The sequence below is a fragment of the Halorubrum sp. Boch-26 genome (assembly GCF_029889805.1).
In the GTDB taxonomy this organism is placed as follows: Archaea; Halobacteriota; Halobacteria; order Halobacteriales; family Haloferacaceae; genus Halorubrum.
Map to the genome: position 1 here is coordinate 52,499 of NZ_JARANT010000001.1, position 14,044 is coordinate 66,542.

Consider the following 14,044-nt stretch of genomic DNA (forward strand, 5'->3'; position numbering starts at 1 on the left):
GCATCCGATGTAAACGTCACCACGTCGTCGCCGCTCGTCACGAGTTCCGCGCGGCGTCCGGACGAGCGACCGCCGTGTCGAGCACCGTCTCCGGCGACGCCGACCCGCGCTCGGCGAGCCAACGCGCGGCCTCGACGCCGAGCGTGACCGGCCCGTCCAGGCCGGCGATCCGAACCGCCGCGAGCGACGCGGCGAGCCGCGGCCCGTCGTACTCCGACGGCCCGGCGCCCCCGTCGGCCCGCTCACCGCCGGGGACAGCGACGAGCGCGTCACGAAACGCCGGGTACACCTCGACCGCGAGCTCGCGGCGCGCCTCCCGCTGACGATTCCGCAGTCGGTCCTCGCGTTCGAGCCGCCGGTCGCGCTCGTCGCGGGCGCGGGCGGCTCGCTCGCGAGCCCGTTCGAGCGCCTGCTCCGCCGCGATCCGTTCGGTCTGAGCGTTCGAGAGTTCCGCCGCGGCGGACTCGAGATCACCGAGCGCCTCGTCCGTCTCCGCCTCGACGGCCCGGCGCGCCCGGACGTCGCCGCGGAGCGCCGCGACGCGCTCTTTCAAGCGTTCTTCTTCGCCGCTCGCCGCCGCGACTCGCCGACGGGCCGCGGCGAGATCGACCGACTCCACCTCGATAGCCGCGATCTCGTCGCGGAGTCGACGGAGTTCGTCGCTCACCGACGACTCGTATCCGCGCGCCCGGGCCGCCGCCGCGAGTTCCCGTCGAAGGCTGGTCCCGGTCGGTATCCGATCGAGGACGGTCGCTGGCGCGGGAATCGGGGGCTCCCGCGGCCGCTCCGACGGTGGCTCGCCGGTCACAGCTCCTCGCCCTTCAACTGGTCCGGATCCGGATGCTCCGTCCCGGCGGCGAACGCGGCGTACGGCGTCGCAGCCGCCTCACGATTCGCGTACGCGCTCGCCGCGTCACGGACCGATTCGTCGAGCGCGACGAACTCGTTGAACGGCTCCGTTCGCTCGATCTGGACGTCCCCGCCGTGCGACTCGCGGAGCCGCACGGCGAGGAACGCGGCGTACTCCGTCGCGTCGAGCAGCGCCGCCCGTCCGAACCGTCGGACAACCGGTTCTCGGTGGCGTCGACACAGGTTCCGGAGGCCGGTGCGGGCCGCCTCGGAATACGTCACGATCAGCAGCACGGACGCGGCTGGTCGAGGGTCGAACTTATCTGTTCCGGACTACTCCGGATCGCCTACCCGTTCGACCTCGAACTCGGGTACTGCGTCGTTTTTAGAATCTATCAGATCGTCAGAATCATTCGTCGATTTCGCTTCGTTCGACGACGGTGTTCCGTTCGAGCGGCGCGAGTCGATCCCGGAGAGCGCGAGCACGCGCTCCCGCGCCGCCGGCGCGGAGGGCGCCACGACGATCCGACCGTCGACGGGGTCCTCGCCGACCGCTCGGAACACGTCGTCTTCGCCGTCGAACTCCGTGGCATAGGTCCGGAGCACCGCGGCCACTCGTCGTTCCGTGTCGGCGAGGTCGGCCTCGCCGCTCTCGAACGCGCGCAGGGCGTCCTCGACGTTCCGTATCGCGGAGATGCGGTCCATCTACGTCGTCCGCAGGTGACCCTGCTTCGGCTCGTACACCTCGCCCTTCGTGCGGAGCTTCTCGATCTCCTGTTCGGCCTTTCCGGGATCCATCCCGATCTCGCCGGCGCGGTCGAGCACCTCCTCGACGGGCGCGCCCTCCTGGTACTCCTCCTCGATGTCCGCGATGAGGCCCTTGATGTTCTTGATGCGGTCGCGCTGGCTCTTGGAGGTCCCCGTCTCCACCACGTCGGCGTCGAACTGCCCCGTCTCGGGGTCGACGCCGATGTCCTTGAGACAGGATTCGACGATGTCGGTCGCGCGGTCGGCGTCCTCGCGCTCGACGGTGTCCGAGAGACGGAGCCGCGCGCTCGCCTCCGCGAGCCGCACCATCGCCTCCAGCTTCCGGGCGGTGACGGGCACCGGGGCGTCCTCGTCGGCGCCCTTCGAACGCAGGTCGACGTAGAACTCCTCGATCAGCCCCTTCGCCTCCTCCGTCATCGTCGGGTAACAGGACCGCTTCGCGTGGGCGATGTACTTCCGGAGCAGCTCGGCGTCGATCTCCGGGGCGACCTCCTGCGTCACCTCCGCCACCTGGTCCGAGGTGAACTCCGAGCTCGCCAACTCCTCGCGCTGGGTGTTGAGCTCGCCGGCGTAGTTCGTCTTGATGATGTGTCTCGCCAGCCGGGAGTCGTGTTCGGGGTCCGGGCTGTCCGTCACCGTGAAGATGAGGTCGAACCGCGAGATGAGCGCGGGTTCGAGGTCGATCTGCTCGCCGATCGGTTCGTACTGGTCGAACCGGCCGTACTTCGGGTTCGCGGCGCCCAAGAGGGAACACCGCGCCTTCAGCGTCGCGTTGATCCCCGCCTTCGAGACGGAGATCTTCTGCTGTTCGAGCCCCTCGTGCATCGCGGAGCGGTCGCTCGAATCCATCTTATCCAGCTCGTCGACTGCGGCGATCCCCTTATCGGCTAAGACGAGCGCGCCGGCTTCGAGCGACCACTGCTGGCCGTCGCCGAAGTCGTCGCGAACCGCCGCCGCAGTTAACCCCGCCGCGCTGCTGCCTTTACCGGACGTGTAAACCGACCTGGGGGCGATATTCTCGACGTACGAGATCATCTGTGAGTTGTGTGAGATGATCCCGTTTGAGACGTAGTTATGCGTTCCCTCAATTTCGAGATCATACACCCAATCGTCTTCGGGTTCAACCTGCTCGATGGACTCGATCTGATCCCACCGAATATCTCCATCGGCGAGTTGACGGAGTGCAGCAATGTCGCGTACGGTGGATCCGCCGTCTGTCTTAGCAAGAGCGTCGCTGTTGGAGTCGACCGAGGATTGGCACGCGTCCTCGAACGCGTCGATGATCCGACCGAGTGCGTCTCGACTCGGATTTCGGTTCCCGGCTTCGTAGTGTCGGAACGTACTCCGCGGCACGCCGCACTCATACTGCGTTAGTCCGAGAAATTCACGCAATCGGCGGAGCGTCGGACCAACGTTCGGAATCACATCTACGTTCGTATTCTGATCCGTTTCGAGATGGTCTTCCGCTGCCGCCTGCTTTCGGTCGGTAACGAATCCGATTTTGGTCACGTAGCGGTCGAACTGTGCTCCGCTGATACGAAGGCGGTAGCTCCCGTTGTGGCGCTCATGCAACTGGGACGTCATCCCGTGTTGAAGCAGGAGCGACCGGATTCCTTCGAGGAGTTCCTCGCTCATCGACGCAACGGTTATCTCTCGTTGCGACGCAGAGACGTGACCTTCTCCCTCGATGAACCCCTTGATGAAGGCTGCAGTAACCGGATCTGATGCAGTAGAAATTCTCGGTGGAACCCGCTTATCTGCGGAGTTCTTCAGTAGTGCTTCATCTATCTCATCGAGGAAGCTGACGAACTCACCCGCGGAACACATCAACTCTCGTGCACTCTTCCCGTCATGCGGCTCCCGGGTGGTTGTTTCGAGGTTGAGATCATGGAGTGTGCTGCGGGCGTCATCAAGGACCTCCTCGTCGTTGTTCGTGATCGAAACGAATCCCGAATGGTCGTCACGTTTCTCAACGTATCCCTCGGCTACGATGTATCCAATGAGACGAGAGAGTTCTGGAGTCCATCGTTCGGGGGAATCAAGACGGACAGCGTTGTGTGACTGTGCCCTGCGGAAGTCGACGTCGAGCGCGTCGTGGGAGTCTACATCAAGCCGATTGGGGGCCGCTACGAACTCGCCCGCTTCCAGTTCCTCGGCAATAACCGGAGTAAACTGGCCGCCTCGCTGAACGAATAATGGGTGAGAAGGCGTCACGTCGAGCTCGCGGCCGGATGTAGTTTCGATCCGATACATCTCCTCTGGCGCCTCTCTCTTCCAGACCTTCGTAGCGCGAGACGCCCCGACGGTCCCATCCTCCTGAAGTGCGGGAACCTCAAAGTCAACACCGTCCCAGACGCCGTCGTCGACAGGCTTCGGATCGTCGAGATTTCGCTCAACCAGCTCGCGTATCGGAACCTCTCGTCCATCGTTGAGTGTGACATTCGTGTCTCCATCGAGACACTTTCCCGTACCCGGATCCCCGATCAGGAGCATATGCAGGTCCCCGCGGATCCGCGAGCCGTCGGGGAGGTGTTTGGTGACGCCGGAGAACAGCTGGAGGATCATCGCGAGCTTCTCCTCCTCGTAGCCGTAGATGGCCGGGGCGATGGAGCCGACCATCGCCTCGTAGATGTCGTCGCGGTTGGAGAGCTCGATGATCTCGCGTTTGTCCGCCTCGGTGATGTCCATATCCTCGAACTCCTCGTCTTCGATGGAGATGGAGACGCCGTCCATGTACAGATCGAAGATGGCGGACTTCTCGTTGCCCTGCTCGACCTGCTCGATGTGGAGGACGCCGACGCAGGTGACGTGGTCGCCGGGGCTCACCTTCCCGGTGATGTCGTCGACGATGTCGACGTCGAGCGACTGCGGCGTCTCGCCGCCGCGGAGCCCCTCGGGCGACTCCTGAATGCGGAGCTTCTGGGAGTCGATGAACTCCGACTGGTCGAAGTTGACGCGGAAGGGCCCCTGTCGCTCGCAGCCCTGGCACTCGTGGGGCTCCTGGAAGCCGCCGTCGCTCTGGGGGATGTACGTCATCGTGCCGCAGCGCTGGCACTCGAAGGCGGCCTCGGTCACCTTCGGGCGAACGTCGGTCGCCTTGCGAACGATTCCTTTGACGGAGACGAGCTTCCCGATGTGGTCGTCGTGGACGCGGATGCCGCGGATGTCGATGCTTTCGGGGAGGTTCTCGATCCGGACGTGCGCGCGGCCGAGGCTGACGTCGGCGGGGAGGTCGTAGAGCCGCAGCGCCTCCTCGGCGTACTCGCGCATCTGGTCCGGCTTCGTGCGGAAGTCCTCCGCGAGGTCGCGGTCGAACTGGAACAGATCGTCGTAGTCGACGTACAGGGACCGCTGTTCGTTGGGGTATCGCTGCGCGAGGGCGCCGATTTCCTCGCGGTAGTAGTTGCGGTAAAACTGAATGAACCGCTCCGTGAGGTCCTGATTCCCGGCCTGAGCCATTACGAAACCCCTTCGTCGCCACCACGTATGAACCTCATGTTCGGAGCGGAGGTGGACCGCGCGGGTCGCGTTCGGCCCCGGGTTCCGGTCCCGTTACGCCTTCGTTACGAACGTCGCGTCGGCCGAGGTGCGCCCCTCGTTGAACGAGAGCACCTTCGCGCGGATCACGTCGCCCGTCGAGAGGTCGCTCGGGATGTCCTCGGCGAAGACGACGAACCCCTCGACCTTGCCGACGGCGACCTCCGCGCCCGAGTGGTGGTCGGTGAGTTCGGTCACGCCGAACTCGTACGTCTCGCCGATCTCCACGGGGGGCTCGCGCTCTCGGGCGGCCTCGTGAGCGCGCTTCGACTCTCTCGCCTCTCCTGACGGCCCGCGCAGGCGACTGACGGCGGCCGACAGCGCGAGCAGGGTGATCACGGCCACGGCCCCCGCGACGATCGGGTCCGACGGTATCATACCGGCCGGTGGATCCCCGGTTAGGTAAACGCTCGGGGTCGACGGTGAGGATCGATCCGAGGGCGACCCGAGACGGCGGGCGCGTCCGTTCGCGTCGACCGTTCCTCGCCGCCCACATGAGAAACGCCTTTGGGCTGGAGCCCTCCGATTCGACGTGATGCGAACAACGCTCGGTCGCCGTCGAGTCCCCCGCGAGCGTGGTGCGGCGTGAAGGTCGCGGACGCGGTGCCGGAGTTCGCCGACGCGTTCGGGTTCGAGGAGTTCAACCGGATGCAACGCGAGGCGCTCCCGGGTATCTTAGAGACCGACCACAACGTCGTCGCCTCCGCGCCGACGGCCTCCGGGAAGACCGCGCTCGCCGAGCTCGCGATCTGCAAGACCCTCTCGGAGGGCGGCACCGCCCTCTTTATCGCCCCGCTCCGCGCGCTCACCAACGAGAAGGAGAGCGAGTGGGAGCGGTTCGAGGAGCTCGGCTACTCCGTGTACGTCGTCTCCGGCGAGCGCGACCTGAACCCCCGCCGCGCCGAGCGCGCGGACGTGCTCGTGACGACCCCGGAGAAGGCCGACAGCGCCACCCGGAAGCACGACTCCGCGCGCTACTCGTTCGTCACCGACGTCGACTGCGTCGTCATCGACGAGGTCCACCTACTGGACAGCGAGAAGCGCGGCGCGGTGCTCGAAGTCACCGTCTCGCGGCTCCGCCGCCTCCAGGACCCCCGCGTCGTCGCGCTCTCGGCGACGATGCCGAACATCGCGGACGTCGCCGAGTGGCTCGACGCGCCCGCAGAGACGACCTACGCGTTCGGCGACGAGTACCGCCCGGTCGATCTGGAGACGGGCGTGAAGACGTACTCGCACGGCTCGAACGCCTTCGCCGACAAGTACCGGCGGCTCTACCGCGCGCTCGACTTGGCCGAGCCGCACGTGCGCGAGGACGGGCAGGCGCTGGTGTTCGTCTCCTCGCGGCAGGACACGGTTCAGGCGGCCAAGAAGGCGCGCGACGAGATCACCGACCGCGACATCCCGATCGACTCCCGAGGCGATTACGACTTCCACAACGAGGCCAAAGAGCTCACCAACGACACGCTCCGGCAGTCGGTCACCGACGGGGTCGGCTTCCACCACGCCGGCCTCGGAAAGGGCGACCGCGACCGCGTCGAGGAGTGGTTCAAGCAGGGGAAGATCAAGCTGCTCTTCTCGACGTCGACGCTCGCGTGGGGGGTGAACCTCCCGGCGCGTTGCGTCGTCATCCGCGACACGAAGTATCACGACCCGCTGGAGGGCGAGACGGACATCTCGCCGCTCGACGTGCTCCAGATGCTCGGCCGCGCCGGTCGTCCCGGCTACGACGACGTGGGATACGGCTGGGTGGTCTGTGACCGCTCAGACGCCGACAAGTACCGGACGCTGTTGAAAGAGGGCAAAGAGATCGAGTCCCGGCTCGCCGCGGAGCTGGAGTCGCACCTCAACGCCGAGATCGCGATGGGGACCATCCGCGGGCTGGAGGACGTGATGGCGTGGTTGGAGACCACGTTCTACTACGTCCGCGCCGAGTCGGAGCCGGACGCGTACGACTTCGGCACTCTCCGCGACCGCGTGCGCGACACCCTCGACTCGCTCGTTGACGACGGGTTCGTCGCGGCCGACGACGACCTCGCGATCGAGCCGACGGGACTCGGGCGACTCGCCTCGAAGTACTACCTCCGGCTGGACACGGCCCGTCGCTTCCGGCGGCTCGCCGACCGCGAGACGCTGACGGTCGATCGCATCCTCGAAGCCGTCGCGTCGGCCGGCGAGTTCGACTCGGTGTCGGCGCGCTCGGCCGAGTCGGACGCGATAGACCGGATCCTCGACGGTCACGACACCGACTTGGAGAACGGTCACCGGAAGGTGTTCGCCATCCTGCTCGCCGGGATGGCCGACTCGATCCCCGCAGACCTGCGCTCCGACGCGTGGGTGATCCGGCAGAACGCGCTCCGCCTGCTGGCCGCGCTCGCGGAGTTCCTCGACCGATTCGCCGGCCCCCGCGCCGCCAACCTCGCCTGCCGCGTCGAGGCGCGCGTCGAGCACGGCGTCTCGCGGGAGGCGGTCGCGCTCACCGCGATCGAGGGCGTCGGCTCCGGTCGCGCGGAGCGACTCGCTGGCGCCGGGCTCACCTCGCCCGCCGCCGTCGTCGACGCCGGCGCGAACGCCCTCGAAAATGCCGGCATGAGCGGCTCCGTCGCCGATCGGATCGTCGACGCCGCGCGCGACTGCCCCCGGATCGACGTCGACTGGGGAGAGCTCCCGGACACGATCGCCGTCGGGGAAAACGACATGTGCGAGGTCGAGATCTCGACCGTTTCCGGGCGCGCCCGTACGGGTGTCCGGGTCACCGTCAACGACGTGGAGATGACCGCGACGACGACGTACCTCGACGGTGAGACGACGGTCCCGGTCGGCGTGTTCGGCCCGCCCGACGCCGACGAACTCGAGTTCGTCGTCGAGGTCGTCTTCCCCGACCTGCCACTGATGCCCGTGAGGGCCACGCGGACGGTCCGGGTGGCGTAGGGGCGTCGGTTTCGGAACTCGGTCTCGTGAACCGTCGCCGGCGACGGGATATGTAAAGCGAGCGCGACGACGCCGACCATTTATCGTCGAACGAACGGTGCGGTGGCGCGTGGCTGTGAGCGGCCGACAGGCCGCGAGCAGCACGCGCGAGGTCGCCGGCGCGAAGCGCCGGCTGCCAGAATCTTCGATTCTCGCTGAACGCGGCGACCGTGGGGAGCCGCGAGGCTGGGGCTTTGAAGCTGTTCTCCGCCCATCCGCAGCGAATCACGTATAAGCGATCGGTCGGGGCCTCGGGACTGCTCAAGACGCAAGCGAGAGCCGTTTATATCCGATCGACAGGCCGAATCACTCTCTAAATCGACAGGATCGCGTTTACTAGCGTTCGGGTCGCGATCGCGGTCGCCGCGCCGAGCCACGTCAGCAGGACGAAGTGGATGTACCCGTTCGCGGGGTTGCCGCCGTCGATCCGCCGGATCATCTGCGAGGAGAGCGCGGCGTTGAAAAGCACGACCGTGAGCAGCAGGTACTCGATCAGCGGGATGTCGTACGCGCCGGGGTAGACGATCTGACCGATGTCCATCTCTTCGAGCCCGAAGTCGGCCGTGAGGTCCGCGAGGATCGCGACGATCTCCAGTCCGATGAAGAAGGCGAACGTCGCCGCCGCGGTGATCCCGTACAGCAGGCCGATGAACGTCATCGCCGCCTGACGCCGCTGCTCGCGCAGCTGGTTCACGGCGTTCATGTTCTTCGAGATCAGTTCGCCGAGCATCTTCGGGTCCCCGCCCATCTGCCGCCCGACGAGGTACATCTCGGAGAACTTCTGGATGAGGTACGACCGGGTGTCGTACGTGAACGCCCCCCACGCGCCCTCGGTGCTGATACGCATGTTGAGCCGGCGGTAGAGCCGCTCTATCGCGGGTGAGAGATCGCCGAAGTTCTTCTCGCGCAGCGTGGTCAACACGTCGGTCGTCGTCGACTGCTTGGCGCTTTCGGTGGCGCCGAGCGCCCGGACGAACGAGGGGAACTCACTGTCACGGGCCGTGATCTGCTGTTCCTCCTTTCTGAGGACGACGCCCGTGATGAAAAGCGGCGAGATGGGAACCGCGAGGTACAGCGGGAGGCGAACGTCGTCGATGAAGAAGAGCAGTCCGGGGAGTCCGGGACCGTAGCCGAACATCCCGGCTGCGGTGATCCCGATGATGAGGAGGGAGAGCCCGCCGCCGATCCCGAGCGAGGCCCACAGCTTCAGGTCGCCCGGGGCGCGCTCGTCCGGGTGGAACCAGATCGGGTCGTACGGCGAGGTCGCCCGGATCATCGCGTAGAAGCCGAGCTGGACGAAGACGAACAGGACGATGACGGCCGCCACCGTCGCCGTCGGGTCGTTTCCCGTGAGGATCGGGAGGACGATGGCGAACACCAAGGCGAACGTCATCGACAGGATCATCGACATGTACAGGTCCTTCATCACCTCTAGGTTCGCCAGCGACGACTCGTACACCGTCTCGTACTTCGCCAGCATGACGTCCTGCTCGGAGACGAGGAACTCCTCTAACGACTGGCCCGCCCCCATCGTGTAGCCGAGGCGGTCGAAGAAGTCGGACATCGCGTCCGAGGGGACCTCATTGGCCCGCCGGCGACACGCGTCGTCGAGGCTCTGGTTCCACGTGTCGACGAGGTGGACAACGCGACCGATCTCCTCGGCGGCGACGCCGTACTCCTCCTCCCTCGCGAGGGTCCGGAACACCTCCATTCGGTCGATGTTCGTCGTCGACAGCACGGTCATGTGCGTCATGACGAGGTGGAGTTGATTGTCGATCTGATTCTCCAGGTTGGAGAGGTAGATCTTCGGGTAGATCACCGCTGCGACCACCACGAGCCCCCCGAACATCGGGATGGGGACCCGCGCCGCGAACGGGAGCGGCAGGACGAACAGGCCGACGACGCTCGCGGTGAACACGAGGACCGCGGGGATCAGCACGAGCCCGACGTACTTCCGCCTCGAGATGTCGAGCTTGTCGTACGACTCCATGACGGCCGAAGTCATCTCGGCCGCGGTCGCGAGCCCGTTGCCGACCTGTTTCACTGCCATGTTACTGTGCGACACCGTTCATCGCTGGATCACCTGACGTTCCGGTGCATGTCGAAGGGCAGCCCCTCGACACCGTCGCGCTGGAAGGAGTTGATCGCCTCGTTCACCTCGTGATACCCCATGATGCCCTCTTGGATCATCCGCTCGATCAGTTCCGCGCGGAATTCCAAGTCGTCGTAGATGTCGCGAGTGTCGGCGTAGCCGAGCAGCGTCGCGATCTGCTCTTCGAGAACGTACGAGTTGTTCATCCCCTGGAAGATGATCTCGTCTTCGACGGGGTCCCAGCTGAACGCCTCCCGAGTGACAACCCCGTCCATCTCCTTGGAGTAGCCCTCGATCTCCTGGACGCTCGTCACTCGCCGGAGCACGTCGTCGCCCTGCTTCACCCGGTTCTGGAACAGCGCCACGTCGGCGTTGTCCATGAACGTCTCCGGGACGTTGATCGGCTCGGAGGTGAACCGCTGGATCATCGAGACGATGTCGGACGCGTGGAACGTCAGCATGACCGGGTGACCGGTCTGGGCCGCTTGGAACGCCATCCGCCCCTCGGCGCCGCGGACCTCGCCCACGATGATGTAGTCGGGACGCGACCGGAGCGCCGCGGCGACCAGGTCGAACATGTCCACGTCGGAGGAGCCTTCATCGCCACCCTCGCGGGTCAGCAGCTGCTGCCACGTGTTGTGCGGCGGGATGACCTCCGCGGTGTCCTCCGCGGTGTATATCTTCGAGTCGTCCGGGATGTACGAGAGGATCGCGTTCAGCGTCGTCGTCTTCCCCGAGGCCGTCTCCCCGACGACGAACACCGTCTGCTCGTTCTCCAGACACAGCCAGAGGTACGCCGACAGCATCGGCGAGAGCGTCCCCCAGTGGGTAATCTGATTGATCGACAGCGGCACCTCCTCGCCCTGCCGGATCGTGAGCGAAGACCCCTTCAGCGAGACGTCGTCGGAGTAGATGATATTGATACGTGACCCGTCCGGCAGCGTGGAGTCAACGATGGGGTCGGAGTCGGAGAGGGGGTCACCCATCCGTTCGCCCATGTTACGCAGCCAGTTGTCGAACTCCTCGGGGGTCCCGAAGTCGACGGTCGTCTCCAGCATACCGTAGGTGCCGTGATCGACGTGACACTCCTTCGGGCCGATGACGTGAATGTCCTCGTTCGCGGAGTCACGCATTATCGGTTCGAGCGGCCCGAGCCCGACGATGTCACGGTTGAGTCGGTAGCGGATGTTCTCGTAGGTCTCCTCCGTGACCGACAGCTTCCCCATGTTGAGCACCTTAGAGAGGCTCCCGCGGAACCCCTCGTTCTGCTCGTCGATGTGTGTCACCTCCTCCAACAGCTCCTCGATGAGGTCGTCGTACTCGGCCTCGTTATCGGGGGCGGTATGCTGCCCGCTCGCCCTGAGGAGGCGGCTCTTGACCTCCTTGAGGACCTCCGCCTGGGCCCCGGTGATCTCCGGCTCGATGGCGTAGTACTTCGTGTCCTGTCCGAGGTCGCCGTAGATGTGGCTGTAGATCGGTCCCCCGACGGGGTAGATGACGTTCGGGCGGTTCGACTCGTACTCGTCTTTCGGCTCCTCGATGAACTGCGGGAACTCCCCGGTGATCTGCTTGAACTCCCGAAGGTGCTCCCGGAGATGCGGCCGCCGCATGGCCGCCTTCCGGAGCTCTTCCGACGGTTTCGCGGTTCCGTGTTCGGTCATGGTCTACTCGTTGCCTCCGTTCGTCCGGACGCACGCGCCGCCGCGGTCCGCGGCGGTTTGTCGCTCGCGTCCCGCCCGCGCGGGACGACCGTTCCACTGCGAGGAGTCGGCGTCATCACGCGACGCTGCGGCTCTCGATGACGATCCCGGTGCCCGATCGGACCGAGAACCCGATCGTGTCGCCGACCTGTTCGCCCATCCCCGCGAAGCGCTTCACGTTGATCTGCCGGCGAATGTCGTTGCCGACCTCGACCATCTCCAACTGGAGGAACACGTCGGCGATAGAGCGGAACGGTCCGATCGCGTCGTCGTCGACGGCCGAGGGGTCGACGGTGAGCACCACCACCTTCCCCTGCGAGATGATCTCGCGGAAGAAGGAGATGATCTCTAGGGCGGCCTGCCGCTCCTCGTTCTTCCGAACGAGCGCCTCGAACGTCGGGTCGTTCCGGAAGATCGCGTCGAACGTGTCGAGGAACACGACATCGGAGTTCCACATCGCCTCCGCGTTCATCAGCCGCTTGAGCAGCTCCTTCCGCTCCCCGTCGCCGTCGGAGAACGCGCCGCCGGAGTCGAAGTCCGCGTGGAGAAACAGGAGCTGCTCGTTCAACAGCGGCTTCACCATCTCGTACTCCAGCGAATGCATCTGGTCGATGAACCCGCGGACGGTGAGCTCCGTCGACATCATCGTGACGGACGCACCCTCGTCGACAAGCCCGTAGGCGAACCGCTGAGAGATGGCGCTCTTGCCGGCCCCGTAATCGCCCTCCATGAGGACGATGCTCCCGCGGGGGATCCCCCCGCCGAGCTCCTTGTTCAGCCGATCGCGCTCGCCGAGACCGATCGAGAGTAGGTTATCGTGTGGCATCTTATATCACTCCACCCGGAACTGGAACAGCTCCTCGTCGCCGTTCACCGTGAGGTACACGCGGTGATCCGTCCCCGGATCGAGTCCGCCGTTCGTCCCGTCTAACTGGTCGACGGCGATCGTGAGCCGCAGGACGTCCCCGCGGTCCCACGCCGCCCCCGTGCCGGCGGAAACGAGCTCGCCCTCGATCGCGCTCGGCGGGACGTAGGAGCCGTCGAAGACGACGTCGACCCCGGATCCGTCGGGGTGGAGACGCTGTGTTCCGGTGTTTTTGATCAGCAGCGTCACGTTCTCGTTCCCGCTCTCGTTGTACACCCCGGCGCTCGCGTCGGAGATGACCGTCACGTCGGTCCGGAGCTGCTCGGTCGCGTCGAGGCCGGCGTCCTCCACGGCCGCGCTCACGCGGTCGACGCCGGTCGTGATCGTGCCGACGACGCCCGCGGCGATGACGAGGCTCGCGATGAACAGGATCAGGTGCGAGACGGGGACGCTCGCCATCTACGCGTTCACCCCCGTCACGGTCGCCGCGTCGCGGACGCCGGACTCGGCCACGAGGACGACGCGGGTCTCGTTCGCGACCACGTCGGTCGAGAGGTCGGCCTCCTCCACGGTCACCGTCAGCGTCTCGCCGCCGAGCCAGAGCTCGGTGTCGCCGTCGCCGTCGACGGTCGTGCCCGCGTTCGGCCCGCCCACGTCGACGTACTCGTTGTCGACGACGAGCGTCGCGTCGCTCGCGACGAGCCCGACCGAGCCGTCGTTGGTCGCGTTGACCGTCAGCGTCGAGTCGTCGTACGTCGCGTTCGTCACGGCGAAATCGGTGTTCTGCCGCTCCAGCGATCGCTCTTGGATCCCCTGTTGCGCGTCGGTGACGCGGTCGAAACCGTTGGCCGCGACGGGGTAAAAGGCGGTGAACGCGAAGAACAGCCCCGCGACGATGATCGCCGTCGACGCGGAGACGCTAACGCCCATCTCCCCACCCTCCGTCGGCCGGGTCGGCGCGGTCGGAACGCGGGTTCGGGTCGTTCATGGGCCGCGGAGAGCCGCCGTTCCGATCGCGTCCGTCGGCCCGGTCGCCGCCGCGGCTCGTTCGCCCGTCGCCGCGCTCCGTCCGCTCGTCGCGACGTCCCGCGTCACCGTGTCCGTTCGATCGGCGGTCGCCCCGGCGTCCCTCGGCGTCGTCGCGCCCGTTTTCTCCGCGGTCGTCGCGCCGACGGCCGCCGCGGTCGTCGCGCCGGCCTCGCCCTCGACCGCGACCGCCCGGCGGCGCGCCACCGCCGCCCCGCGCGCCCGCCGCGAGAAGGGCCC

The 14,044-nt window shown here is 66.3% G+C and carries 11 protein-coding genes and 1 pseudogene; 1 reads left to right on the forward strand and 11 read right to left on the reverse strand.

The genetic code is table 11. The features are described from left to right. Nucleotides 1–37 precede the first annotated feature (37 nt). The 5 genes and pseudogenes from OQF71_RS00310 to OQF71_RS00330 form a co-directional block, all read right to left on the reverse strand. Entirely contained in the window at nt 38–808 is a 771-nt protein-coding gene (locus OQF71_RS00310) for a hypothetical protein (protein ID WP_280585017.1), read from the reverse strand. Then, a complete protein-coding gene (locus OQF71_RS00315; protein ID WP_280585019.1) occupies nt 805–1,143 on the reverse strand; it encodes a hypothetical protein in 339 nt (112 codons plus the stop codon). The genes OQF71_RS00310 and OQF71_RS00315 overlap by 4 nt, the downstream gene beginning before the upstream one ends. 168 nt (nt 1,144–1,311) lie before the next feature. Beyond that, a pseudogene (locus OQF71_RS00320) lies at nt 1,312–1,554 on the reverse strand (hypothetical protein); the annotation flags it as partial. Further along, complete coding sequence (locus OQF71_RS00325) at nt 1,555–5,076, reverse strand: LAGLIDADG family homing endonuclease (protein ID WP_280585022.1); 3,522 nt, start codon at nt 5,074–5,076, stop codon at nt 1,555–1,557. Nucleotides 5,077–5,169: 93 nt separating this feature from the next. After that, nucleotides 5,170–5,532 carry a hypothetical protein gene (locus OQF71_RS00330; protein WP_280585024.1) on the reverse strand — a complete coding sequence of 121 codons (363 nt, stop codon included), beginning with the start codon at nt 5,530–5,532 and terminating at the stop codon, nt 5,170–5,172. A gap of 207 nt (nt 5,533–5,739) precedes the next feature. On the opposite strand from OQF71_RS00330, the gene OQF71_RS00335 reads away from it, so the two are divergent. Continuing rightward, nucleotides 5,740–8,082 carry a DEAD/DEAH box helicase gene (locus OQF71_RS00335; RefSeq protein WP_280585026.1) on the forward strand — a complete coding sequence of 781 codons (2,343 nt, stop codon included), beginning with the start codon at nt 5,740–5,742 and terminating at the stop codon, nt 8,080–8,082. Between the two features lie 352 nt (nt 8,083–8,434). Here the strand turns inward: OQF71_RS00335 and flaJ are convergent, their stop codons facing one another. From flaJ to OQF71_RS00365, 6 genes are all read right to left on the reverse strand, one after another. Next, the gene (gene flaJ / locus OQF71_RS00340; RefSeq protein ID WP_280585029.1) at nt 8,435–10,171 is read right to left on the reverse strand and encodes an archaellar assembly protein FlaJ; all 1,737 of its coding nucleotides are present in this window, start codon (nt 10,169–10,171) and stop codon (nt 8,435–8,437) included. Between the two features lie 29 nt (nt 10,172–10,200). Continuing rightward, nucleotides 10,201–11,874 (reverse strand): type II/IV secretion system ATPase subunit, encoded by a 1,674-nt coding sequence (locus OQF71_RS00345; RefSeq protein ID WP_280585031.1) that lies wholly within the window; start codon nt 11,872–11,874, stop codon nt 10,201–10,203. Between the two features lie 115 nt (nt 11,875–11,989). Further along, nucleotides 11,990–12,739: an ATPase domain-containing protein gene (locus OQF71_RS00350; protein ID WP_280585032.1), complete on the reverse strand. Its 750-nt coding sequence runs from the start codon at nt 12,737–12,739 to the stop codon at nt 11,990–11,992. Between the two features lie 6 nt (nt 12,740–12,745). Continuing rightward, the gene (locus OQF71_RS00355) at nt 12,746–13,237 is read right to left on the reverse strand and encodes a flagellar protein G (protein ID WP_280585034.1); all 492 of its coding nucleotides are present in this window, start codon (nt 13,235–13,237) and stop codon (nt 12,746–12,748) included. Beyond that, the gene (locus tag OQF71_RS00360; protein ID WP_280585035.1) at nt 13,238–13,708 is read right to left on the reverse strand and encodes a flagellin; all 471 of its coding nucleotides are present in this window, start codon (nt 13,706–13,708) and stop codon (nt 13,238–13,240) included. It abuts the gene before it with no gap. A gap of 54 nt (nt 13,709–13,762) precedes the next feature. Next, the coding region (locus tag OQF71_RS00365; protein ID WP_309243332.1) for a hypothetical protein at nt 13,763–14,044 on the reverse strand (282 nt) is incomplete at its 5' end.